The organism is Saccharopolyspora sp. CA-218241 (genome assembly GCF_050954615.1).
Classification (GTDB): Bacteria; Actinomycetota; Actinomycetes; order Mycobacteriales; family Pseudonocardiaceae; genus Saccharopolyspora; species Saccharopolyspora cebuensis.
On record NZ_CP191860.1, the window covers coordinates 3331977 to 3355566 of the forward strand.

General features: G+C 73.4%; 24 protein-coding genes and 1 pseudogene. 12 read left to right on the plus strand and 13 right to left on the minus strand.

Annotation, left to right across the window (positions count from 1 at the left end; all coding sequences use genetic code 11):
* Window positions 1-95 precede the first annotated feature (95 nt).
* From ACQP0T_RS15845 to ACQP0T_RS15885, 9 genes are all read right to left on the minus strand, one after another.
* Complete coding sequence (locus ACQP0T_RS15845) at window positions 96-449, minus strand: DUF488 domain-containing protein (RefSeq protein ID WP_433868763.1); 354 nt, start codon at window positions 447-449, stop codon at window positions 96-98.
* 68 nt (window positions 450-517) lie between these two features.
* Entirely contained in the window at window positions 518-1330 is an 813-nt protein-coding gene (gene folP / locus ACQP0T_RS15850) for a dihydropteroate synthase (protein ID WP_345366833.1), read from the minus strand.
* A 68-nt stretch (window positions 1331-1398) separates the two neighbouring features.
* Window positions 1399-1524 (minus strand): hypothetical protein, encoded by a 126-nt coding sequence (locus tag ACQP0T_RS15855; RefSeq protein WP_345365561.1) that lies wholly within the window; start codon window positions 1522-1524, stop codon window positions 1399-1401.
* A 255-nt stretch (window positions 1525-1779) separates the two neighbouring features.
* On the minus strand, window positions 1780-2424 hold the full coding sequence (locus tag ACQP0T_RS15860) for a CoA transferase subunit B (RefSeq protein ID WP_345365559.1): 645 nt from the start codon (window positions 2422-2424) through the stop codon (window positions 1780-1782).
* Window positions 2421-3185, minus strand: a complete 765-nt coding sequence (locus tag ACQP0T_RS15865) for a CoA transferase subunit A (RefSeq protein ID WP_345365557.1) — start codon at window positions 3183-3185, stop codon at window positions 2421-2423. The genes ACQP0T_RS15860 and ACQP0T_RS15865 overlap by 4 nt, the downstream gene beginning before the upstream one ends.
* Window positions 3182-4366, minus strand: coding sequence for a fumarylacetoacetase (gene fahA, locus ACQP0T_RS15870; RefSeq protein ID WP_433868764.1), 1185 nt, complete (start codon window positions 4364-4366; stop codon window positions 3182-3184). The genes ACQP0T_RS15865 and fahA overlap by 4 nt, the downstream gene beginning before the upstream one ends.
* Window positions 4363-5226 (minus strand): hypothetical protein, encoded by an 864-nt coding sequence (locus ACQP0T_RS15875; RefSeq protein ID WP_433868765.1) that lies wholly within the window; start codon window positions 5224-5226, stop codon window positions 4363-4365. Before ACQP0T_RS15875 ends, fahA begins: the two co-directional genes overlap by 4 nt.
* Window positions 5223-6419: a homogentisate 1,2-dioxygenase gene (locus ACQP0T_RS15880; protein ID WP_433868766.1), complete on the minus strand. Its 1197-nt coding sequence runs from the start codon at window positions 6417-6419 to the stop codon at window positions 5223-5225. Before ACQP0T_RS15880 ends, ACQP0T_RS15875 begins: the two co-directional genes overlap by 4 nt.
* A gap of 129 nt (window positions 6420-6548) precedes the next feature.
* Entirely contained in the window at window positions 6549-7067 is a 519-nt protein-coding gene (locus tag ACQP0T_RS15885) for a MarR family winged helix-turn-helix transcriptional regulator (RefSeq protein ID WP_345365549.1), read from the minus strand.
* A gap of 243 nt (window positions 7068-7310) precedes the next feature.
* Between ACQP0T_RS15885 and ACQP0T_RS15890 the strand changes: the two genes are divergently transcribed.
* The 5 genes from ACQP0T_RS15890 to ACQP0T_RS15910 are packed head-to-tail and all read left to right on the plus strand — an operon-like array spanning window position 7311 to window position 12097.
* Window positions 7311-8639, plus strand: a complete 1329-nt coding sequence (locus ACQP0T_RS15890) for an MFS transporter (protein ID WP_433868767.1) — start codon at window positions 7311-7313, stop codon at window positions 8637-8639.
* The gene (locus ACQP0T_RS15895; protein WP_433868768.1) at window positions 8636-9394 is read left to right on the plus strand and encodes an SDR family NAD(P)-dependent oxidoreductase; all 759 of its coding nucleotides are present in this window, start codon (window positions 8636-8638) and stop codon (window positions 9392-9394) included. Before ACQP0T_RS15890 ends, ACQP0T_RS15895 begins: the two co-directional genes overlap by 4 nt.
* Entirely contained in the window at window positions 9391-9780 is a 390-nt protein-coding gene (locus tag ACQP0T_RS15900; RefSeq protein ID WP_433868769.1) for a nuclear transport factor 2 family protein, read from the plus strand. The genes ACQP0T_RS15895 and ACQP0T_RS15900 overlap by 4 nt, the downstream gene beginning before the upstream one ends.
* A 48-nt stretch (window positions 9781-9828) precedes the next feature.
* The gene (locus ACQP0T_RS15905) at window positions 9829-10650 is read left to right on the plus strand and encodes an SDR family NAD(P)-dependent oxidoreductase (protein WP_433868770.1); all 822 of its coding nucleotides are present in this window, start codon (window positions 9829-9831) and stop codon (window positions 10648-10650) included.
* Window positions 10643-12097, plus strand: coding sequence for an FAD-dependent oxidoreductase (locus tag ACQP0T_RS15910; protein WP_433868771.1), 1455 nt, complete (start codon window positions 10643-10645; stop codon window positions 12095-12097). Before ACQP0T_RS15905 ends, ACQP0T_RS15910 begins: the two co-directional genes overlap by 8 nt.
* An 11-nt stretch (window positions 12098-12108) precedes the next feature.
* On the opposite strand, the gene ACQP0T_RS15915 is transcribed toward ACQP0T_RS15910, so the two are convergent.
* A complete protein-coding gene (locus tag ACQP0T_RS15915) occupies window positions 12109-12816 on the minus strand; it encodes an IclR family transcriptional regulator (RefSeq protein ID WP_345365537.1) in 708 nt (235 codons plus the stop codon).
* A gap of 189 nt (window positions 12817-13005) precedes the next feature.
* Between ACQP0T_RS15915 and ACQP0T_RS15920 the strand changes: the two genes are divergently transcribed.
* The 6 genes from ACQP0T_RS15920 to ACQP0T_RS15945 all read left to right on the plus strand — a co-directional run bounded on the left by ACQP0T_RS15920 (window position 13006) and on the right by ACQP0T_RS15945 (window position 20241).
* Window positions 13006-13743 carry a GntR family transcriptional regulator gene (locus tag ACQP0T_RS15920; protein WP_433868772.1) on the plus strand — a complete coding sequence of 246 codons (738 nt, stop codon included), beginning with the start codon at window positions 13006-13008 and terminating at the stop codon, window positions 13741-13743.
* A 63-nt stretch (window positions 13744-13806) separates the two neighbouring features.
* Window positions 13807-14934, plus strand: coding sequence for a TIGR03364 family FAD-dependent oxidoreductase (locus ACQP0T_RS15925; RefSeq protein ID WP_433868773.1), 1128 nt, complete (start codon window positions 13807-13809; stop codon window positions 14932-14934).
* Window positions 14931-15617 (plus strand): phosphonatase-like hydrolase, encoded by a 687-nt coding sequence (locus ACQP0T_RS15930; RefSeq protein ID WP_433868774.1) that lies wholly within the window; start codon window positions 14931-14933, stop codon window positions 15615-15617. Before ACQP0T_RS15925 ends, ACQP0T_RS15930 begins: the two co-directional genes overlap by 4 nt.
* A 317-nt stretch (window positions 15618-15934) precedes the next feature.
* On the plus strand, window positions 15935-16747 hold the full coding sequence (locus tag ACQP0T_RS15935) for an SDR family NAD(P)-dependent oxidoreductase (protein ID WP_433868775.1): 813 nt from the start codon (window positions 15935-15937) through the stop codon (window positions 16745-16747).
* A 37-nt stretch (window positions 16748-16784) separates the two neighbouring features.
* Window positions 16785-17993, plus strand: a complete 1209-nt coding sequence (locus ACQP0T_RS15940; RefSeq protein WP_433868776.1) for a serine hydrolase domain-containing protein — start codon at window positions 16785-16787, stop codon at window positions 17991-17993.
* Between the two features lie 10 nt (window positions 17994-18003).
* Window positions 18004-20241: a cytochrome P450 gene (locus tag ACQP0T_RS15945; protein ID WP_433868777.1), complete on the plus strand. Its 2238-nt coding sequence runs from the start codon at window positions 18004-18006 to the stop codon at window positions 20239-20241.
* Window positions 20242-20282: 41 nt separating this feature from the next.
* Here the strand turns inward: ACQP0T_RS15945 and ACQP0T_RS15950 are convergent, their stop codons facing one another.
* The 3 genes from ACQP0T_RS15950 to ACQP0T_RS15960 form a co-directional block, all read right to left on the minus strand.
* Window positions 20283-20864 carry a TetR/AcrR family transcriptional regulator gene (locus ACQP0T_RS15950; RefSeq protein ID WP_433868778.1) on the minus strand — a complete coding sequence of 194 codons (582 nt, stop codon included), beginning with the start codon at window positions 20862-20864 and terminating at the stop codon, window positions 20283-20285.
* 95 nt (window positions 20865-20959) lie between these two features.
* Window positions 20960-21625: a hypothetical protein gene (locus ACQP0T_RS15955; RefSeq protein ID WP_433868779.1), complete on the minus strand. Its 666-nt coding sequence runs from the start codon at window positions 21623-21625 to the stop codon at window positions 20960-20962.
* Window positions 21626-21642: 17 nt separating this feature from the next.
* Complete coding sequence (locus tag ACQP0T_RS15960; RefSeq protein ID WP_433868780.1) at window positions 21643-22341, minus strand: DUF5058 family protein; 699 nt, start codon at window positions 22339-22341, stop codon at window positions 21643-21645.
* A 101-nt stretch (window positions 22342-22442) separates the two neighbouring features.
* Here ACQP0T_RS15960 and ACQP0T_RS15965 point away from each other — a divergent pair.
* Window positions 22443-22811 (plus strand): annotated as a pseudogene (locus ACQP0T_RS15965) (Lrp/AsnC family transcriptional regulator); the annotation flags it as partial.
* Between the last annotated feature and the right edge of the window lie 779 nt (window positions 22812-23590).

Sequence of the window (23590 nt, forward strand, 5' to 3'; positions counted from 1 at the left end):
CTCGCGCGGTCGGCGTCCTCGCGCGGCTGCGGCCGCACCGCCCCGCGACGCGAGTGCCACTATCCCCCGGCGCGCCGCCGGGTGCCCGACGGCGCTCAGCCGCCGAGCAGGTCGGCGAGCACCCTGGCGTGGCTGATCCCGGGTTCCTTGGTGGCGGTGAGCAGCGTGAGGTCGCCGTCCGCGGCGTAGCCGCGCAGCTCCTCCAACGCCGCCGAGCGCTCCGGATCGTCCAGTTCGGCGCGGTAGCGGCGGCGGAACTCGTCGAAGCGCTCGGCGTCGTGGCCGTACCAGTGCCGCAGCTCGGTGGACGGCGCCACCTCCTTGCACCACCGGTCCAGCCGGGCGGCGGACTTGCTGATCCCGCGCGGCCACACCCGGTCGACCAGCACCCGGCTGCCGTCGGCGGCGTCGGCCTCCTCCTGCACGCGGCGCACCCGGACCTGTCCCATCGGACCTCCTCTCGTGGGGCACCGACCAGTGTGGCGGCGGACCGCACGCGCGGCACCCGAGCGCCGGGTCAGGCCAGGCCGCGCACGCAGGAGGTCGGGGGGCGCCGGCCGTCCACGGTCGCGACCATCTCCAGCACCTGCCGCGTCTCCGGCACGTCGTGCGCCCGGAACACCGCGGCGCCGGCGTGCGCGGCCAGCGCGGTGGCGGCCAGCGTGCCCGGGAGCCGGTCGGGCACGTCGGCACCGAGGGTCTCCCCGACGAAATCCTTGTTGGACAGCGCCATGAGCACCGGCCACCCGGTCGCCACCAGGGTCCCGGTGCGGCGCAGCAGTTCGAGGCCGTGCCAGGTGTTCTTGCCGAAGTCGTGCGTCGGGTCGATCAGGACCCCCTCGCGCGGGACCCCGGCGGCGACCGCCCGCTCGGCCCGCGCGGTCGTCTCCTCGACCACCGAGGCCACCACGTCGGGGTAGTGCACCCGGAACGAGCGGGTGCGCGGCACCGCGCCACCCGTGTGCGAGCAGACGTACCCGGTGCCGAACTCGGCGGCCACCTCGACCAGCGCCGGGTCGGCGCCCGCCCAGGTGTCGTTGAGCAGGTCGGCGCCCTCCTGGCACACCGCCCGGCCGACCTCGTGGCGCCAGGTGTCCACGCTGATCACCAGGTCGGGGTGCGCGGCGCGGACGGCGGCGACGAAGGGCGCGGTGCGCTCGATCTCCTCCGCGACGTCGACCTCGGCGCCCGGGGCGGCCTTCACCCCACCGATGTCGATGATGTCGGCCCCGTCGGCGACCTTCCGGTCCACCGCGGCCACCGCCGCGTCGAAGGCGTAGGTGCGGCCCCGGTCGTAGAACGAATCGGGGGTGCGGTTGAGGATCGCCATGATCAGCGGGCGGTCCTGGCGCACCCGCCTGCCCCGGAAGCGCGGCACCGGACCGGGGACCTCCGCGCTCACCACCGGCCCGCACCGCGCCGCGCGGTCGCGTCGACGTCCGGGAACTCCCCGGTGGGCGTGGTGTTCATGGTCAGCTCCCTGGCCCGCCGACCGGGCGCGGCGCACCGGTGCCCGCGGAGCACGCACGCGCCTCCGGTCCTCGCGGCGCGTCCGGCCGCGTCCTGGTCATGATCGGATGCCGCCGAGCATAGCCGCAGCGACCAGACCAGGACAGCACAGCCCCGACCAGCACCGACGCCCGACCCCCAGGGCCAGCCCGACGCACCCCGCCGGACCCCGTTCACCCGTTCGCGCCGTGAGTGAGGGGCACCTTCATCCGGCATAGTCGGATGAAGGTGCCCCTCACCTGGAAAAGGTCACCTGAGCGGGTTGTGGAGTCAGGCCACCCGGAGGTCGGTGCCGGTGGCCGCGCGGACCTCGTCCTCGGAGACCCCGGGGGCGGTCTCGCGCAGCACCAGGGCGCCGCCCACCACGTCGATCACGGCCAGGTCGGTGATGACCCGGTTGACCACGCCCGCACCGGTCAGCGGCAGCGTGCACCGCTCCAGCAGCTTGGGGCCGCCGTCTCGGGTGGTGTGCTCCATCAGCACGATCACCCGGCGCGCGCCGTGGACCAGGTCCATGGCGCCGCCCATGCCCTTGACCATCTTGCCCGGGACCATCCAGTTGGCCAGGTCGCCGTTGGCGCCGACCTGCATCCCGCCGAGCACGGCGGTGTCGATGTGCCCGCCGCGGATCATCCCGAACGACAGCGCCGAGTCGAAGAACGACGCCCCGGCCCGGACGGTGACCGTCTCCTTGCCCGCGTTGATCAGGTCCGGGTCGATCTCCTCCTCCAGCGGGTACGGCCCGGTGCCCAGGATGCCGTTCTCGCTGTGCAGGATGACGTCGACGCCCTCCGGCAGGTGGCCCGGGATCAGCGTCGGCAGCCCGATGCCCAGGTTGACGTACTCCCCGGCCCGCAGCTCCTGCGCGGCCCGCGCCGCCATGCCGGTCCGGGACCAGCCCGCGTTCTCGCTCATGCCCGACCCTCCTCAGCTGCGCGCACGGTGCGCTTCTCGATCACCTTGTCCTGCTCACCGGTGTGCACCACGCGCTGCACGAACACGCCGGGCAGGTGCACCTGCGCCGGATCGATCTCCCCGGGCTCCACCAGGCGCTCCACCTCGGCGATCGCGATCCGGCCCGCCATCGCGGCGAGCGGGTTGAAGTTCATCGCGGTCTTGTTGAACACCAGGTTGCCGTCGGTGTCACCGATCTCGGCGTGCACCAGCGAGAAGTCGGCGTTGATCGCCCGCTCCATCAGGTAGCGGCGGCCGTCGAAGACGCGGACCTCCTTGGGCGGGGAGCTGACCTCCACCGAGCCGTCGGCGCGGTAGCGCCACGGGAGCCCGCCGTCCCCGATCGGGGTGCCCACCCCGGCCGGGGTGTAGAACGCCGGGATGCCGACGCCGCCCGCGCGCAGCCGCTCGGACAACGTGCCCTGCGGGGCCAGCTCCACCTCCAGCTCACCGGAGAGGTACTGCCGCGCGAACTCCTTGTTCTCCCCGACGTAGGAGGCGGTGACCCGCCCGATGCGACCGGCGTCGAGCAGCACCCCGAGCCCGTGGCCGTCCACGCCGCAGTTGTTCGAGAAGACTTCCAAGCGGGACGCCGTACCGGCGGCGATCGCCGCGATGAGGCGGTCCGGGATGCCGCACACCCCGAACCCGCCGACCGCCAGCGACGCACCGTCTCCGATGTCCGCGACGGCTTCGGCCGGTGTCGCGACCACCTTGCTCAACGCGCTCCTCCTTCTGCAGGCACGATCCGGCCGGAGACCTGGCCGAACCCGATCCGCGTCCCGTCCGCACCCGGAGCGGTGGCCGAGATCACGACCTCGTCACCGTCCTGCAGGAAGGTGCGCTCGGAACCGCCGATCTCGATCGGTTCCTTACCGCCCCAGGTCAGTTCGATGAACGCACCGCGCTGGTCCTTCTCCGGCCCGGAGATCGTACCCGAGGCGTAAAGGTCACCCGTCCGAGTGGAAGCACCGTTCACCGTCAGGTGCGCCAGCAGCTGCGCGGGCGACCAGTACATCTCCCGGTACGGGGGATTCGCCACGCGCCGACCGTTCCAGTCCACCGCGAGGTCGATGTCCAGGCCCCACGGCTCGCCCTCCCGCAGGTAGGGCAGCGGGCGCGGGTCCTGCTCCGGGGTCGGCACCCGCGCGGCCTCCAGCGCGAGCAGCGGCACCACCCACGGGGAGACCGAGGTGGCAAAGCTCTTGCCGAGGAACGGGCCCAGCGGGACGTACTCCCAGGCCTGGATGTCGCGGGCGGACCAGTCGTTGACCAGCACCGCGCCGAAGACGCGGGTGGCGAACTCCTCGCAGGGCACGGGGCTGCCGAGCTCGGAACCGGTGCCGACGACGAAGCCCAGCTCGGCCTCGATGTCGAGCCGGCGGCACGGCCCGAAGGTGGGCGCCTCCTCGTCGGGCGCCTTGCGCTGCCCGTTCGGACGCGCGATGTCGGTGCCGGAGACCACCACGGTCCCGGAGCGGCCGTGGTAGCCGACCGGCAGGTGCTTCCAGTTCGGCATCAGCGGCTCGGCGTTCGGGCGGAACAGCCTGCCGAGGTTGGTGGCGTGGTGCTCCGAGGCGTAGAAGTCGACGTAGTCGGCGACCTCGAACGGCAGGTGCAGCTCCACCTCGGCCACCGGGTGCACCGCGGCGTCCGGCACCTCGCCGGCGATCAGCGCGGTGATCCGCTCCCGCACCTGCACCCAGCGGGCGTGGCCCTGGGCCATGAACGGGTTCAGGGTCGGTCGCGCGAACACCTCCTCGTCCAGCGCGACGGCGAGGTCCAGCACCGAGTCGCCGACGCGGACCCCGACGCGCGGCGCGATCCCCGGGGTCGAGAACACCCCGTAGGGCAGGTTGGCGGGACCGAAGGGCGAACCTTCGGGGATGTCGATGACGGTCACGGGTGGTCCCCTCCTCCGCCGCGAGCGGCGGCGGGCACCAGGCCCAGGTCCACCAGCTCGGTCAGCGGCTCGATGATGCTGCAGGTGCCGAAGGACAGGAACCGGGCGCGCACGGCCGCGACCCGGTCGGCGTCCAGGGCGGCCACCCGCCGGGCGATCGGCTCGCCGTCCCGCTCGGCCAGCACCGCGGCGATCTCCGCCGGGTCGGCGCAGTCGGCGGCGGCGTCGGTGGCCAGCAGCAGGTTCAGGAAGCCGTGCTGCTCGAACCCGGTGCGCGGATCGGTGTTGCGCAGCGCGTGGTGCAGCCCGGCGGTGGCCTTGAACGGGATCCCGGCACCGACGGCGGCGTGCACGGCGGCGGCCAGCTCGGCCTCGTCCGGGTGCAGGTCGGCGGTGACCCCGCCGGTGCGGAACTTGGCCCGGTACCGCGTCCCGGCCAGGGCCCGGAGCAGGTCCGGGCGCCGGTCGTCCCGGGGGACCTCCACGAACACCGCGACCTCCGGGACCGGCGCGCAGGCCCGGTCCAGCTCGGCCAGGAACGCGGCGGGGGCGGCCCCGTCCGGCACGGCGACCTCCAGGGCCGCCAACCGCACCGGCAGCCCGGCGAGGTCGGCGAACAGCCCCGGGAGCTGCGCCGGTCCGCCCGGGGCGGTCACCGCGAGGTCCAGCGCGTCGGTGATCAGCCCGCCGAGCTCGGGCAGGGCCGCAGCGCCCACCACCAGCGGCCCGACCAGGTCGGCGTGCGCGGCGGCGCGGTGCGCGCGGTGGGCTGGCACCGCCTCGGCCAGCGGTGCCAGCCCCGGGGGGAACACCGCGGCGTCGTCGCAGAGCGCGCGGGCGAACGCGGGCAGCTCGCTCACCGGCGCCGCCCTCCCGCCCACGTCCAGGCGTACTCCGGGTCTTCGGCGGCGCGCCCGCCCTCGCCCAGTTCGAGCGGGCGGAAGGTGTCGACCATGACGGCCAGCTCGTCGAAGAACTCCACCCCGATGCTGCGTTCGTAGGCGCCGGGCTGCGGACCGTGCGAGTGGCCGCCCGGGTGCAGCGAGATCGAGCCCTGGCCGATGCCGGAGCCCTTGCGGGCCTCGTAGTCGCCGCCGCAGTAGAACATGACCTCGTCGGAGTCGACGTTGGAGTGGTAGTAGGGCACCGGGATCGACAGCGGGTGGTAGTCCACCTTGCGCGGCACGAAGTTGCAGATCACGAAGTTCTCGCCCTCGAAGACCTGGTGCACCGGCGGCGGTTGGTGCACGCGCCCGGTGATCGGCTCGAAGTCGGCGACGTTGAAGGTGTAGGGGTACAGGCAGCCGTCCCAGCCGACCACGTCGAACGGGTGCTCCGGGACGACGAAGCGGGTGCCCACGATCCCGGTGCTGGCGCGGTGCTTGACCAGCACCTCGACGTCGGTGCCCGTGGCCAGCAGCGGTTCGGTCGGTCCGTGCAGGTCGCGCTCGCAGTACGGCGCGTGCTCCAGGAGCTGCCCGAACCGGGACAGGTAGCGGCGCGGTGGGGTGATGTGCGAGTTCGCCTCGATGCAGTAGGCCCGCACCGGCTCCGCGCCCGCGGGCACCCAGCGGTGCGTGGTGGCCCGGGGGAGGACCACGTAGTCACCGGCGCGGAAGGGCAGCGCGCCGAACACCGTCTCCACGGTGCCGGAGCCGGATTCCACGTAGACGCACTCGTCGCCGATCCCGTTGCGGTACAGCGGGGACGCCGCCCCGGCGACGACGTAGGAGATCCGCACGTCGGCGTTGCCCAGCACCAGGCGCCGCCCGGTGACGACGTCGCGCTCGGCGACCCCGTCGGCGCCGGTCAGCTCGTGCAGCCGGAGGTGCCGGGGACGCAGCGGGTGGTTCGGCTCGGTGGTCAGGTCGGGCAGCTCCCACTCGGTCGAGTCGACCAGCGCGGACGGGAGCGCGCGGTGGTAGAGCAGCGAGGAGTCGCTGGAGAATCCCTCCTCCCCCATCAGCTCCTCGTAGTAGAGCCCGCCGTCGGGCCCGCGGTGCTGGGTGTGCCGTTTCGGCGGCACCTCACCGATCTGCCGGTAGTACGCCATGACCTCGCCTCCTCGCTGAGACCTGGGGCCGGATCGCCCGCGGCGCGGGTAGTTAATGTATTTACCAACTCGGTGGGACCGCAAGACCCGCCCGGGTGCTCGGTTCCCGGCACCGCCGCGGGCGGGCGCTCAGTTGCGGCCGCGGACGTCGAACTGGTCCCGGTTGGTGATCAGCTTGTCCAGCAGCATCACGAGGATGCGCTGCTCGGTCTCGGTGAGCACGCTGGTCCACTCGTGCTCGCGGTCGTTGTGCGCCTGGAAGACCTCGACGATCTCCTGGTGCCCCGCCTCGGTCAGCGACAGCAGCACCGACCGGCCGTCGCGCTCCCCGGGGGCGCGGGCCAGCAGCCCGTCCCCGACCAGACCCTTGGCCAGGTTGGACACCGCCGCGCGGCTCATCCCGGTGAGCTCGGCGGCCTTCTTCGGCTCCAGCGGACCGGCCAGCCAGGTCACGAACATCAGCCGGAAGCCCGACCAGGACCGGCCGCGGGGCCGGTGCACCGCCGCCTCCAGGTCGTAGGTGACGATGTTGGACGCCCGGTTCAGGGTCAGCAGGACCTCGGTCGCCAACTGGTGGCGGAAGCCGTACTCGGCGGCCAGCCGGCGGTTGGCGCGCTCGACGAACGACCAGAAGTCCAGCTCGGACATGCGCACTCCCACCGTCGCGGCGAACTAATCAATACCTGAACTATCTCATGGAACCCGCGCGACGCACCCGCGACCGGCCGGGATCGCACTGCCCGCGGAATCGCACTGCCCGTTCGCGGCGGCGGACCATTGCCAAGACCGGGACAGCCTTCCTATACTTCCCATTAATTGAGCGCTCAGCTCACTATTTGAACTCACCTCCGATGCGGCTCCGGCTCCCGGAGGGCCCAGTAAGGACATTCAATGGTGAATTCCACGTCCGGGGGTGTATCCGCTCCTGCCGAGGACCAGGCCGGACCGCGCCCCGACAAGGCCAACGCCAAGGTGATCCGCGGCGCCATCCTGGGCACCGTCGTCGAGTACTACGACTTCGGGATCTACGGCTACATGGCCACCCTGATCAGCACGCACTTCTTCGTCGCCGAGGATCCCACGGCCGCGTTGCTGGGCACCTTCGCGGCGTTCGCGGTGGCCTTCTTCCTCCGGGTGCCCGGCGGCATCTTCTTCGGCCACATCGGCGACAAGTACGGCCGCAAGAAGGCGCTGACCTGGACCATCCTGCTGATGGCCGCGGCCACCGCGCTGATGGGGCTGCTGCCCACCTACGCCACCCTCGGCGTCTGGGCGACCGCGCTGCTGACCCTGGCGCGGTGCCTGCAGGGCTTCGCCGCGGGCGGGGAGCTCGGCGGGGCGAACTCGTTCGTCTCCGAGCACGCGCCCCGGCGGTGGCGGGCGTTCCAGACCTCGATGGTCAACTCCGGCACCTACCTCGGCTCGCTGTTCGCCTCCCTGATGGCCCTGGGCGTGACCTCGCTGTTCACCGCCGAGCAGGTCACCGCGTGGGCGTGGCGGCTGCCGTTCCTGCTCAGCGTCGTGATCGGGCTCATCGGCCTGTGGATCCGCAGCTCGCTGTCGGAGACCGAGCAGTTCGAGGAGCTCAAGGACGACGACGAGGTCGCCGAGGTCCCGCTTTTCGAGCTGGTGCGCACCGCCTGGCAGCAGATCGTGCGGATCGTCCTGCTGGGCGCGGTGATCACCGGGGGCTACTACATCGCCTCGGTCTACTCGGCCACGTACCTGCAGACCGCGGGCGGGCGCTCGCCGCAGTTCGCCTTCACCGCCACCTGCGTCGCGATGGTCGTCGGCGTGATCACGCTGCCCGTCGCCGGGTACCTGGGCGACCGGTTCGGCCGCCGCCCGGTGCTGATCGGCGGTTCGGTGGCCGCGACGGTGCTCGGCGTGCCGATGTTCATGCTCATGGCCGACGGCCCCGCCGCGCTCGCCCTGTTCGCCCCGGCCGTGCTGCTGATCTGCATCTCGGTGGTCAACGGCGTGTCCTTCGCCGCCTACGCGGAGATGCTGCGGGCCCGGTTCCGCTACAGCGGCATCGCGCTGGGCAACAACATCACCAACATGCTGCTCGGCGGCACCGCCCCGTTCATCGCGACGCTGCTGGTCAGCATGAGCGGGAACCACCTGGCGCCGTCGTGGTTCTTCGTCGCGTGCGCGCTGATCAGCCTCGGCGCCGCCATCACCGTCACCGAGACCAAGGGGAAGGAACTGGCGCGATGAGCCGCTTCGACGGCCGCACCGTGGTGGTGACCGGAGCGGGCGGCGGGATGGGCCGCGCCGAAGCGCTCGCGCTGGCCGCCGAAGGCGCCTCGGTCCTGGTCACCGACATCGACCTCGCCGCGGCCGAGTCGGCCGCCGCCGAAGGCGGGGACCGCTGCCGGGCCCACCACCTCGACGTCACCGACCCGGACGGGTGGCAGGAGCTGGCCACCGCGCTCGACGGCCCGCTGCACGGGCTGGTGAACAACGCCGGGATCAGCTTCCGCGCCGGCATCGCCGAGACGTCCGTGGCCGACTGGCACCGGGTGCTGGAGGTGAACCTCTCCAGCGTCTTCTACGGCATGAAGTTCCTGTACCCGGCGCTGGCGCCGGGCGCCTCGGTGGTCAACGTGTCGTCGATCGCCGGGATGCTCGGCTACTTCTCGGCGACCTACGGCACGACCAAGTGGGCGGTGCGCGGACTGTCCAAAGTGGGCTCGCTGGAGCTCGCCGACCGCGGCGTGCGGGTGAACTCGGTGCACCCGGGGCTGGTGGACACCCCGCTGCTGCACTCCGGCGACCCCCGGTTCGTCGAGGAGAGCCTGCGGTCGGTCCCGGCCGGGCGGCTCGCCACCCCGGAGGAGGTGGCCCGCGCGGTGGCGTTCCTGCTCTCCGACGACGCCTCCTACATCAACGGCACCGAGCTGGTGGTCGACGGCGGGCTGGTCTCCGGCGGGACCTACCACCGCATCACCGGCGCCCTGGCGGACCGATGAGCACCGCGTTGCCCGAAGTCCTCGACCTGCTCGGCCGCCAGTCCCACGCCATCGACGGCGGGGACGGGCCGGGGTGGGCCGCGACGTTCACCGCGGACGGCGTGTTCCGCTCCCCCACCTACCCGGAGCCGGTGCGCGGGCGGGCCGCGCTCACCCGGTTCGCCGCCGCCTTCGCGCCGGCCAACCCCCGCACCCGCCACGTCGTCACCGGCACCTGCGTCGATCCCGGCAGCGCGGACGAACTGGTGGCCCGCTCGACATTGCTCGTCGTGCGCACCGAATCCGACGGCGCGGTGCGGATCCTGCGGGTCACGACGCTGCGGGACCGCCTCGTCCGCGTCGACGGGCGGTGGCTGATCGCCGAACGCGCGGTCTCCGTCGACTGATCCCCGCGGGCGCCGCCCGGCGCCCGCAGCACACCAGGAGAGATTCCCATGACTGAGTCCAGCAGCAACCCGACGCGGGCCAACGCCGCACCGCTGACCGCGAGCTACCCCGAGCTCGTGGGCAAGGTGGTCGTGGTGACCGGTGCCGCGCGCGGCATGGGCGCCGTGTTCGTCGAGGAGCTGGCCCGGCGCGGCGTGCACGCGGTGGGCGGCGACATCGACGGCGACGGCATGGCCGCGCTGGCCGACAAGATCAACAGCGGTGCCACCGAAGGCGCCGGCCGCGTGCTGGCCCGCCGCACCGACGTCACCGACCCCGACGACCACGACGCGCTGCTGGCGGCCGGGCTGGAGGAGTTCGGCCGCGTCGACCACTGGGTGAACAACGCGGGCGTGTTCCCGCAGGCCGGGTTCACCGACATCCCGCCGGACCAGGTCACCGCCACCTACCAGGTCAACGTCAACGGTGTCGTCTACGGCGGGCAGACCGCGGCCCGCCACCTGCGGCGCCACGGGGGCGGCGCGATCGTGAACATGGCTTCGGTGGCCGGGGTCCGGGTCCGGGTGACCCGCGCGGCCTACAACTCCTCCAAGGCCGCCGTCCGGCACCTGACCAGCTGCATGGCCGTCGAGCTGGGGCCCGACGACATCCGGGTCAACGCGATCGCGCCCGGCTTCATCGACACCGAGATGACCCGCTGGGTGCGGGAGGACCCGGCCGCCCTCGACCGGGCGCTGAGCACGGTGCCGCTGCGCCGGGTGGGCGCGCCCGTCGAGGTCTTCGGGGCGTTGCAGTTCCTGCTGTCCGACAGCGCCCGCTACATCACCGGCGCCGTGCTGCCCGTCGACGGGGGCTCCCAGCATGTCTGAGGACCACGACTACGACCTGGTGGTGATCGGCGCGGGCGGCGCCGGGCTGGCCGCCGCGGTGTCGGCCGCCGAAGGCGGACTCCGGGTGCTGGTGCTGGAATCCGAGGACGAGATCGGCGGTTCGACGCAGCTCTCGGCGGGGATGCTCACCGCCTCGGCCACCGGCGTGCAGCGGGAGCTCGGCGTGGCCGACTCGCCGTCGCGGATGTTCCAGCACTACATGGACCTCAACCAGTGGCGGGTGCTGCCCGGGCCGACCCGCGCGTTCTGCGAACGCTCCGGACCGATGGTCGACTGGCTGCTCGACCTGGGCGTCGAGATCCCCGCGCGGTTCTCGGGTGACGCGCACACCCCGGGCCTGACCCGCGCGGGCGTGGAGGACGTGTGGCGCGGGCACGTGCCCGTCGACCAGGGCTACGGGCTCGTGCTGGCACTGGACCGGGCCCGGCGGCGCCTCGGCGTGGACCTCGCGCTGGGCAGCCGGGCCACCGACCTGCTGCTCGGCCCGGACGGGGTGCGCGGCGTGGTGGTCGACGACGCCTCGGTCACCGCGGAGTCGGTGGTGGTGGCCAGCGGCGGGCTGGCCCGCGACCCCGAACTGGTGCGCGAGCACCTCCCCGACGCCGCGATCGCCGGCGAGCACCTGTTCGTGGTGGCCGCGCCGGGCAGCCGGGGCGACCACGTCCGCCTGGCCGAGCGGCACGACCTCGCGCTGTTCGGCTCCGGCTGGGGGCTGCTGCTGGTCACCGCCGAGTTCCAGCGCTTCCACCACTGGCGCAGCGGCTTCCCGCCGCCGTCCCGGATCCACGTCGATTCCCGGGGCAACCGGTGCATGGACGAGGACGCGCCGTACGCGGTGAGCCCCGGCATCCTGGCCGACCACGGCGGCTGGGTGTGGGCGGTCTTCGACGAGACCGCGCGCACCGCGCTGCCGCCCGGCTACGCGGACTGGACCGCCGAACGGGTGCTGGCCGAGGTCGAGTCGGGCGCGGTGCGCCGGGCCGACACCCTCGACGAGCTGGCCGCGCTGATCGACGTCCCGGCGCGGAACCTGACCGCGAGCGTCGAGCGGTTCAACGCGCTGCTGGCCGCGGGCGTGGACGAGGACTTCCTGCGCCACGAATCGCTGGCCGCCAAAGGGGCCGACCCGCACCTCGCCCCGGTGGCGACCGGCCCGTTCCACGCCGTGCGCATGGTGCCGGGCGAGCTGGTGTGCACCCACACCGGCCTGCGCATCGACGACCGGGCGCGGGTGCTGGACACCGCCGGACGTGCGGTGCCGGGCCTGTACGCGGCCGGGGAGGCGGCGGGCGGCGTGCTCGGCGAGCGCTACGTCGGCGGCGGCAACTCGGTGGCGCACGCCCTCGTGCTGGGCCGCACCGCGGGCACCGAGGCCGCGCGGCGGCACAGCTCCCATGAGCACAGGCCCCAGGAGCACAGGGGTTAGGAGTACAGGCGCTATCCGGCGGCGAACAGCTGCGCGCTGAGCCGCCGCGCGGCCTCGACCAGCTCGGGGGTCACCTTCTCGACCGCGTCCGGGTCGACCAGGGAGACCCCCAGGCTGGCCTCCGCGCGGCCCGGCGGTGCGGGCACCGGTACCGACACCCCGATCACCCCGGGCACCACCTGGCCGGTGGAGACCGCGTAGCCCTGCGCGCGGGCCTCCACGACCTCGGCGGGGTCGTCCTCGCGCGCCGGACGACCGGCCAGGATCGCCAGCCCGCCGGACCCGCGGCGCAGCGGGTGCCGCTGCCCGGTGCGGAAGGCGATGTGCGCCGCGGTCAGCCTCGGTTCCACGACGAGCACGGCCTGCACCTCGGCGTCGCTGATCGGCACCATCAGGTGCGCGGTGGCCAGCACCGCGTCGGCGAGCTCGGTGAGCACCGGACGGGCCAGCGCCCGCAGGTCGCCGTCCACCGCCGCGGCGAGCTCGACCAGGCCGTGCGCCAGGTGGAACCGCTTGTCCTCGGTGCGGCGCACCAGGTCGTGCGCCGCCAGCGTCTCCAGCATCCGGTGCAGCGCGTTGCGGTTGAACCCGAGCGACCGGGCCATCTCGGTCAGCGTCGCGCCATCGGGCTCTCCGGCGAGGTGCCAGAGGACCCGGATGCCGCGGTCGAGGGTCTGGGCCCCCGCCACCGGGGACCCGCCGGGTTCCTTCGCGTTCATGGTCGTCCTGGGGTGCTGGGCGCGTCGTCGGCGCCGATTCTACGTCGCTGCGCGGCGCGCGGACCCGGCCGCCCGGCGCTCCCGCCGCGGTGTCCACAGCAGACGGACAACGGAGTCCGCAGTGGACCGGGGAGGGATCGCGCAGCCGGGGGCGGTACCGTGCCCGCGACGGACACCCGGGAGGCGGTCATGGCACAACCACGGCACCGGCTCATCGCCGACGCGCTGCGCGAGGACATCCGCACCGGGCGGCGCGCGGTCGGCGAGGCGCTGCCCTCGGAGTCGGCGCTGTGCCGCCGGTGGGGCGTCAGCCGGGGACCGGTCCGGCAGGCCCTGGCCGCGCTGAAGGCCGAAGGGCTGATCACCGCCACCCAGGGGCGCCCGGCGGTGGTGCGCAGCCCGGAGCCCAGCCAGAGCCTGCGGAGCTTCACCCCGTTCTCCCGGTGGGCGCGCGACTGCGGCCGGGAACCCGGCAGCCGGACGCTGGAGGTGGCCCGCAGGCGGGCGCCCGGGCCGGTGGCCGAGGCGCTCGGGCTCGGTCCGGACGACTTCGTCGTGGTGGTGCTGCGGGCCCGCTACCTCGACGGCGAGCCGGTGCTGGTCGAGCGCAGCGCGTTCACCGAGGACGTCGGCGGGCACCTGCTGTCCTTCGACCCGGACAGCGGGTCGATCACCGAGCACCTCACCGCGCGCGGCGCCGACTTCGCCGCCATCACCCACGTGCTCGACGCGGTGCTCGCCGACGAGGTGGACGCCGAGGCGCTGGGGATCGAGCGCGGGGCCCCGCTGCTGCGCCAGCGCCGGACCAGCCGCACCGCCGCGGGCGTGCCCTTCGAGCACTCCGACGACCGCTACCGGCCGGAACGGGTCACCTTCACGATCACCAACGCGCTCGGCGGGGAGGACCCGAGGACGATCACCGGGTGAACATGTCGTGACAAGACAAAACTTGTATGGACAAGACGGGGTCGACCAGGACAGGATCGACCCGTGCATCCACCCCGCCACGACGTCGTGATCGCGGGCGCGGGCATCGTCGGCCTCGCGCACGCCTACCACGCCCACCGCCGCGGCCTGTCGGTCGCCGTCCTCGACCGCAGCGCCGCCACCACCGGCTCCTCGGTGCAGAACTTCGGGCACTGCTGCGTGACCGCCCAGTCCGGCCGCGCCCTGGAGTTCGCCCGGGCCGGGCGGCCGCACTGGCTGGAACTGGCCCGACGGGCCGGTTTCTGGCACCGCCAGCAGGGCACCCTCGCCGTCGCCCGCGCCGAGGACGAGTGGCAGGTGCTGCGCGAGTTCGCCGAACTGCGGGAGGCCGACGAGATCCGGCTGCTCGACCCCGACGAGGTCACCGCCCGCGCCCCGATCGCCGATCCGGCCCTGCGCGGCGGCGCGCTGCTGCCCTGGTGCTTCCAGGTCGACCCGCGCAGCGCGGCTCCGGCCATCGCCGCCTGGCTGGTCGAGCAGGGCGTCGCCTTCCACCGGGACACCGCGGTGCTCGGCGTGGAATCCGGTTCGGTGCGCACCACGCGCGGCACCTTCACCGCCGACCACGTCGTCGTCGCGCTCAACCACGACGTCGGCGACCTGTTCCCGGAGCTCGCCGACGCCTACCGGGTGCAGCGGTGCCGGCTGCACATGCTGCGCGCCGACCTCGGGGCCGCGCTGCCGCTGCCGGTGTTCACCGGCTGGTCGATGGTGCGCTACTCCGGTTTCCGGGCCTGCCCGAGCACCACCGCGCTGCGCGACCGGTTGCACGCCGAGCACCCCGAGCTCGCCGGGTTCGACCTCAACCAGATGTACACCGGGCTGCCCGACGGCAGCACCATCGTCGGCGACACCCACGCCCGGGACCGCGCGGCGCCGCCGTTCCAGGACGAGCGCGGCTTCGAGGTACTGCTCGCCGAGACCGAGCGGCTGTTCGGCCGCGCGCCGCGGGTGCGGGAGCGGTGGCAGGGCGTCTACGCCAGCGCGCCCGAGCACGAGTTCATGGTGGAGCGACCGCTGCCGGGCGTGCGGGTCGTCACCGTCACCACCGGGATCGGGATGACCACCAGCATGGGGCTGGCCGAGTCGGTCCTGGACCAGATCGCGTCCGAGCAGGAGGAGACAGCATGAGCACCGAGTCCGTCGAACTCGTCGTGTTCGACATGGCCGGGACCACCGTCGCCGACGACGGCCTGGTGGAGCGCGCCTTCCGCGCCGCGGCCGACCGCACCGGACTGATCGGCCCGGCCGGCCCCGAGCCGCTGCTGGAGCACGTGCGCGCCACGATGGGCCAGTCGAAGATCACCGTGTTCCGGCACCTCACCGGCGGTGACGAGCAGCGGGCGCAGGAGGCCAACGAGGCCTTCGAAAACGCTTACGCCGAGCTGGTGTCCGAGGGGTCGTGCACCCCGCTGCCGGGCGCCGAGCGGACCTTCGCCGCGCTGCGCGCCGCCGACGTGCGGATCGCGCTGACCACCGGTTTCGCCCAGGCCACCCAGGAGGCGATCCTCGACGCGCTGGGCTGGCGGGAGATCGCCGACGTCGCGCTGTGCCCGGCCACCGCGGGCCGCGGCCGACCGCATCCGGACCTGCCGCTGACCGCGCTGCTGCGCACCGGGACGAGCTCGGTGCGGGCGATGGTCGTCGTCGGCGACACCACCTCGGACGTGGTCAGCGGCCTCCGCGCCGGGGCGGGCGCGGTCTACGGGGTGCGCACCGGGGCCCACGGCGAAACCGAGCTGCGCGCCGCGGGCGCCACCGACGTCCTCGCCGGGATCGGCGACCTCCCGGCCGCCCTGGGGCTGCCGAGCTGATCGGGGTGCTCGCGCGCCCGGCGGGGAATCCGCCGGGCGCGCAGTGCTGTCGGCCGGGCCGGAGACCGCGCAGTGGGCCACCGCGCTGACCGCAGGCCCTCGGGGCCGGACGAGAGCCGACCGGCCGTGGGCGGTCACGGCTGCGAGCGGCGATCGGACCGGCCGCCGCCGAAACGGGACGCAGACTTGGACAGGTTGTCCAAGTTTCTTGCCATTGGATCTGGACAGGTGTCTAGGTTCTTTGGCATGCTCGCCGCATCCCGCGGCGGTGGCCGCGCGCACGAGCACCGATGTCCCGCGACGACAGGAAGAACCGCATGAGAGTGGACGACGCCATCGCGGTCGTGACCGGAGCCGCCTCCGGCATGGGCCTGGCCACGGCGAGGGCGCTGACCGACGCCGGGGCGACCGTCTACGGCATCGACCTCCGGCGCGAAGCGCTGGACGGCGAGTTCAGCGCCCTGCCGCGCACCCGCGGCTTCGCCGTGGACGTGTCCGACTCGGCCGGGGTCGAGGAGGTCTTCGCCCAGGTCGGGGCCGACCACGGCAAGCTGGACATCCTGGTCAACGCCGCGGGCGTGTCCACCCCGGGCGCGCAGCAGCAGGCCTGGGTCGACGGCATCAACGACCGGATGGTCACCGCCGCCAAGGCCGGCGAGTCCTTCCACCCCGAGTTCCTGGGCGGCATCACCGACGCCGATTTCGACCGCGTGGTCACCATCAACCTCAACGGCACCTTCTACGCCATCCGCGCCGCCGTCGCGCTGCTCAAGAACGCCGGTGGCGGTTGCATCGTCAACTTCGCCTCGGTCGCCGGGCTCATCGGCCTGCCCATGCCCGCCTACTACCCGGCGTCCAAGGCGGCGATCGTCGGGTTGACCAAGTCCGCGGCCGCCGAACTGGCACCGTTCGACATCCGCGTCAACGCCTTGGCGCCCGCCGGTGTCGACACCGCCATGTTCACCGCGTCCGGCGCGGACCACGTCGAGGCGCTGCTGGCGCTGCAACCCCTCAAACGCGTGGCCGACCCCGGCGAAGTCGGCCGCACCGTCCTGTTCCTGGCCTCCGAAGCCGGACGGCACTTCACCGGCCAAACGCTGTCGCCCTCCGGCGGCGCCCTGATGGTGTGAGGCCCCGATGCCGCCGAATCCCTCCGCACGAACCGCCATGACCGACGGCCACGAGCACCAGGTGAGCATCACCGACGTCCCCGGGCTGGAACGCCGGTTCCTCGACGTGCTCGACGAAACCCTGCGCGACGACATCGCCCGCGGCGACTACCACGGCGCCAACATCGTCGTCGCCCGCCACGGCCGGATCGCGCTGCGCGGCAGCTACGGCCACGCCGAGGCGGCCACCGGACGCCCCACCGCACCCACCGACGTCTACCGCATCCTGTCGATGTCCAAGGGCTTCACCAACGCCCTGGTGCTGCGCGCGCTCAGCGAAGGCAAGCTGATGCTGTCCACGCGGGTGGTCGACCTCGTCCCGGAATTCCTCGGCGCCGACCGGTTCCGCGCCGCCCGCAAGGACCGGATCAACGTCGCCCACCTGCTCACCCACCGCGCCGGGATGCCCGCCACCCCCAACCCCGGACTGGGCCCGGACCGCTTCGCCGTGCTCGCCGACGTCATCGACGCGCTCGGTTCCGTCGACGTCGTCCACGAACCCGGTACCAACCTGAACTACTCCGCGGCCATCAACCACGCGCTGCTGGGCGAGATGGCCCGCCGCGCCTACGGCGCCGAGTCGTTCCGGCAGCTCGTGCACGACAAGGTCTTCGCCCCGATCGGCATGCGGCACACCCGGTTCGGCCTGCCCGCCGAGTGGCGGGACCGCGCCGTGCCGCTGAAGGTCCTCACCGGCGGCGACTCCTGGCTCGAACCCGATGACATCGAATGCCTCGACGAGGTCATCGCCCGCACCGACGCCGAAATGCCCTGGGTCGGCGCGGTGTCCACCGTCGACGACGTCTTCGCCTTCACCGAGATGCTGCGCAACCGGGGGCGCACCGCCGCCGGCGAGCAGCTCATCGGCGAAGCGGTGCTGGACTTCGCCACCACGAACCAGACCGGGGACGAGATCAACGACCTCTACGGCATGGTCGCCGAAGCGCGCAGGTGGGACCCGCCGCCGGGCACCATGGGCCTGGGCATGGCCCTGGCCGGAACCGGCACGCACGCCCGGTTCTTCGGCCCGTTCGTCTCCCCGCGCACCTTCGGCTCCTACGGCGCCGGTTCCTCCCTGCTGTGGGTCGACCCCGCCTCCGGGGTGTCGTTCTGCTTCCTGTCCTCCGGCGTGATGGACGAAGGCGACAACGTCGCCCGCTTCCAGAAGTTGTCCTCGATCACCGCCGCGGCGGTCCGCGACCAGTGAGGTGACCCCGATGACCAGCACGCGCCCCGGAACCGGCCGCTGCCCGGTCGCCCACGGGTTCGACGTCTTCGCCGACGCCTACTACCGCGATCCCGCCCTGCACCTGGCCGCCGCCCGCGAGGACACCCCGGTGTTCTGGTACGAGCGGCTGCACGGCTGGGTCGTGACCCGGCGGGAGGACGCGCTGCGCGTCCTCGGCGACTGGCAGGCGTTCTCCTCGGCGGCCAACACCGCCGCGCAGGTCCCGGAGAAGCACCGCGCGGTGTTCCCGCCCGAACTCGTGTCCCACATGATCGTGGGCCAGGACCCGCCGGAGCACACCGAGACCCGCCGGATCGCCCAGCGCGGGTTCCTCAAGGACCGCATGGACCGGCTCCAGCCCGAGATCGAAGCCCGCGCCCACCGCATCGTCGACCGGTTCGAGGACAACGGCTCCGGCAACATCGTCGAGGACTACTGCCTGGAGCTGACCACCCAGACGATCATGGCGCTGCTCGACCTCGACCACAGCCGGCAACCCATGCTGCAACAGGTGCGCGACGACCTGTTCGTCGTGCTCTCCAGCGCGCACGAGGACATCACCGAGGACGACCGGCTGGCGATCTGGGATCGGTTCGTGGCCGCCAACCTCGAACTGCGGGAGATCATCGAGTCCCGACGCGGTTCCGAGGCCGACGACCTCATCTCGGTGCTGGCCTCGGCCCGCGACGCCGACGGGACCTGGTCCCTGGACACCGCGCGCATCGGCCTGCACATCGCCGAGTTCGCCGCCGCCGGCACCGACACCACGGCGCAGGCGATGGCCAACGCGATCCTGTTCCTGTCCCGCGACACCGACACCCTGCGGGACGCGCTGGCCGAACCCGAGCTGTGGTCGCGGGTGTTCGAGGAAACCGTGCGCCGCCGACCGTCGTCGACGTTCACCTCGCGCCGCGCCACCGCCGACGTCGAGATCGGCGGGGTGACCATTCCCGCCGGCGACATGATCCACGTGGCGTTGAGCAGCGCGAACACCGACCCCGCGCACCGCGACCGGCCGTTCGAGTTCGACGTCCACCGCCCCGACCCCACCGACCACCTCGCGTTCTCCACCGGGCGGCACACCTGCCTGGGCAACCCGCTGGCCCGGGTGCAGGGGCCCACCGGGCTGCAGGTGCTGTTCGAGCGGCTGCCGTCGCTGCGCCCCGACGAACCCGTCGAGCTCGACTTCCGGCGGACCGCCCTGGTCCCGATCCGCCGGAACCTGCGGGTCAGCTGGGACACCGCCGACGTGCGGCGTTCCCGCACGCGCACCGCGCGCACCCTCGACCTCGGCGTCCTCGCGCGCGAGCAGGTGGCCGACGACGTGGTCGCGCTGACCCTCGGCCACCCCGACGGCGGGGACCTGCCCCGCTGGAAGCCCGGCGCGCACCTCGACCTGCACCTGCCCGGCGCGGACGGAACGCTGGTGCGGCAGTACTCGCTGTCCTCCGACCCCGAGGACCGCACCACCTACCGGATCGGGGTGCTGCGCGAGCCGGACGGCCGCGGCGGGTCGGCGGCCGCGCACGAGCTGGTCCCCGGCTCGACGGTCACGACGTCCTGGCCGCGCAACAACTTCCGGCTGGCCCCGGCCGACCGGTACGTGTTCGTCGCCGGTGGCATCGGGATCACTCCGATCCTGCCGATGATCGCCGAAGCCGAGCGCGCCGGAGCGCGGTGGGAACTCGTCTACGGCGGGCGCAGCCGCTCCTCGATGGCCTTCCTCGACGAGCTCGCCGCGCACGGCGACAAGGTCACCCTGGTCCCGCAGGACGAAGCCGGCCTCATCGACGTGCCCGGCCTGCTCGGCACCGCCCGCCGCGGCACCCTGGTCTACGCCTGCGGCCCCGAACCGCTGCTGCGGGCCGTCGAGCGGGCCACGGCCGGGTGGCCGAAGGACTCCCTGCGGTTGGAGCGGTTCGCCCCGAAACCGGTGGAACGCGCCGAACCGGACACCCCGTTCCAGGTGGAGTGCGCCGCATCCGGCACCGTCGTCGACGTCGGCGCCGACGAGACCCTGCTCGACGCCGCGGCGAACGCCGGGCTGCCGGTGCTCTCGTCGTGCCAGGAGGGCACCTGCGGCACCTGCGAGACCCGCGTCCTGTCCGGCCGCGCCGACCACCGCGACTCGATCCTGTCCGCGGCCGAGCACGAGGCCGGGGACACCATGATGATCTGCGTGTCCCGCGCCGCCCGCGGATGTCCCCGGCTCGTCATCGACCTGTGAGCCCCGCCGTCCGGCGAGCTCCCCGACGGTCCCCGGCTCGGTCAGCGGCCGTACAGCCGCGCCCACTGCACGGCCAGTGCGGCCAGGATCCGCTCCTCCTGCTCGACGCGCCCGCGCACGTACAACAAGTGGAAGGTGTGTTCGAGGCTCATCATCAGGACCAGCAGGTGCGCCTCCCGGTCCAGCCGCTCACCTTCGGAGGCGCAGTCCCGGTAGAGGACGACCTGATTCCGGCACAGCCTGCGCAGCAGCCCCAGCCAGTCCTCCAGGACGTCCGGTTCGGCGCTCGTCGCCTGGGTGAGCGCCTCGAACTCGGCCCCGTACCGGCGCCACATCCCCCGGGCGCGGTCGATCCAGCCCCGCATCGCCTCCGGCCCGTGGTCCGGCAGCGCGTCCAGCGCCGAGTACAGCTCGACCACCTCCGGCTCCAGCTCCCGCATCCGGCTCAGCACGAGCTGCGGTTTGCTGTTGAAGTACAGGTAGAGGTTGGCCCTGCTGCCGCCCGCGGCCTCGGCGATCTGGGTCATCGACGTCTGCGCGTAGCCCTTCTCCCGGAACAGCCGCAACGCCACGTCCACGAAGCGCCGCCGGGTGGCGGCGCTGCGCGCGGTGCGATCGCTCATCGGGCGGCCCTCGCGGTGGCTCGGCGACGTGGTTCGGCCGCCATCTTGCCGCACCCGCCCGTCCCCGCCCGCATCCGGCCACCGCGGCGGGCGGTTCAGGCGGCGTCGCGGCGGCGGACGAGCAGGGCCAGGACCACCGCCGCCACCACGCACAGCGCCATCGCGAACATCTGCGTGGCGGGAACCAGCGGGACCAGCACGAACACCCCGGCCGCGCCGCAGCCACCGGCGATCAGCGCGGTCCGCGGCCGGTCGGCGGCGAGCACCGACTGGATCAGCACCGGGCCGAAGATCGCGGGCACCACGTAGCCGAACACCTCCTGCACCTGCGGTGGGATGACCGACACCACCCAGGTGCCGAGCAGTCCGACCAGGATCAAGAGCGAGGCCAGGTGCACCGCCGCCGCACCGATGATCGCGGTGACCGCCGCGATCTCGGCCTTCCGGGTGCCCTGGGCGGCGCCGACCGCCTGCTGCGCGGCCAGCGCCGAGGGCAGCAGCTTGTTCGCGATGTTGCCGATCATGAACGCCTGGTAGGTCGCCGCCGACCCGAGCATCGGGTAGTAGGACACCGGCTCGGCGACCCACAGCACGCCGTAGACCAGCGCCACCGCCAGCCACGCCTGGCCGACCAGGTCCAGTCCCGGCCAGTGGTCGAGCCCGAACATCAGGTACGCGGGCCCGGTCAGCGAGAGCACCAGCCCGACGAGCATGGTCAGGCGCCCCCACCGCGAGGTGGTGCGCTCGAAGTCGTCGACCATCGGGTTCCTCCTCCGGTTCACAGCGCGACGGCGGCGGCGCCCAGCGCCACGGCCATCGCCACGCCCAGCGACCACTCCTTGAGCCACCGCTGCCGCCAGCGCGCCGCGGCGGCCTGCAACAGCACCATGGTCAGGGCGCCGACGACGAAGGTGATCAGGTGGACGCCGGACTTGAGCGTCTCGGCCAAGCCGAGGTAGCTGAACGCGGCGGTCATCGCCGCGCTCGGCACGATCGTCATCACGACCGGGTTCAGCGCGCGGATGCGGTGGTCGGCCCGGCGCAGCAGCGGGGTGAGCACCAGCGTGCTGACCATCCAGGCCGCCCCGCCGATGCTCATGGTGAACAGCACCAGCGCGAACGCCCGGTCATCGTACCCGACGCCGCCGAGCTCGATCCCGGCGGCGTCGGCGGCGGTCTGCGCCGCGGCGGTCTCGAAGGCGGCCGAACCGATCAACCCGATCCGGGTGAGCACCGCCGGGGTGCCGAACACCGCGAGCAGGCCGACCGCGACGAACACCACCGCCAGCGACGGGCCGATGGCGGTCACCGCGCCGGTGCGCAAGGCGCGGACCAGCTCCGCCCTGCTCATCCCGGCCTCGGGTGCCGCGCGCACCGCCGCGCGCCAGTAGAGCACCGACTGCACGACGATGACGACGAACACCCCGATCGCGGCGGTCCACAGGACCGGCGACTGGGCGGCGGGCGGCAGGTCCACCTCGACCTCCGGGAGCGCGGGGGCATCGGACCCGGCGAAGGCTGCCGGTCCCGGCGCGCAAGGGGCCCACGTCGCACGGAATTCGCACTAGGGTCACCCGGATGCATGATCCTTGCCCGGTCGACGAGACCGACCTGAGCCTGGTCCACGCGTTGCAGATCCGGCCCCGGATCGCCTGGGCCCGGCTGGCCCGGGTGCTGGAGGTGGACGCCTCGACGCTGACCCGGCGCTGGGCCCGGCTGGAGCGCGACGGGCTGGCGTGGTTCAGCACCTACCCGGTGGCCGGTCCCGGCTGGACCGGGCACGACTGGCACGCCGGGGCGTTCGTCGAGGTCGAGTGCCTGCCCGGGGCCCGCGATGCGGTGATGGCGCGGCTGGCCCGGCGCCGCGCGGTGTGGAACATCGACGCCACCTCCGGGCGGCGCGAGCTGATGCTGACCGTGCTCGCACCCAGCATCCTCGCCCTCGACGAGGAGGTGGCCGCCGACATCGCCACGCTGCCCGGGGTGCGGGCCACCCGCACCCACTTCTTCCGCCGGGTCATCCGCGAAGCCGCGTCCTGGCGGCTGGATTCGCTGTCCCCCGCGCAGCAGCGGGCGCTGGGGCCCGGCGACGCCCGCACCCGGCAGCCGCTCGGCACCCGCGACCTGGAGCTGCTGCGGCTGCTCGGCCCGGACGCGCGGCTGCCCGCGACGGCGGTCGCCGCCCGCCTCGGCTGCTCGGTGAGCACGGCGAGCCGGGCGATCCGCCGGCTGCTGGCCAACGAGCACGTCTCGGTCCGCTGCGAGGTCGCGCACCACGCCGCGGGCTGGCAGGTGGCCGCGACGCTGTGGCTGGACGTGGCGCAGCGCGAGCTCACCTCGGTGGCCACCGCGATCTCCCGACTGCCGGAGATCCGGTTGTGCGTCACCGTCGGCAGCGAGGCGAACCTGGTGGTGCAGGTCTGGCTGCACCGGATGGAGGACCTCGACGGCTTCGAGGAGCACCTGGCCGCCGGGTTCCCCCGGCACCCGGGTGATCGACCGCTGGATCACCCCGCGCTTCGGCAAGCGGCTCGGGCACGTGCTGCGCCCCGACGGTCGCCGCACCGGGTTCGTCCCGTTCGTGGCACCAGCCGACGGGTAGTCCCGCACCGGCAGCACCTCGGTCCAGGGAGCGGAAGGCCCGCTAGCGGTCACGCCTTGGCGGTCCGGCCGCCGTCCACCGGGATGACCGCGGCGGTGGTGAAGCTCGAACCCGGGCCGGCCAG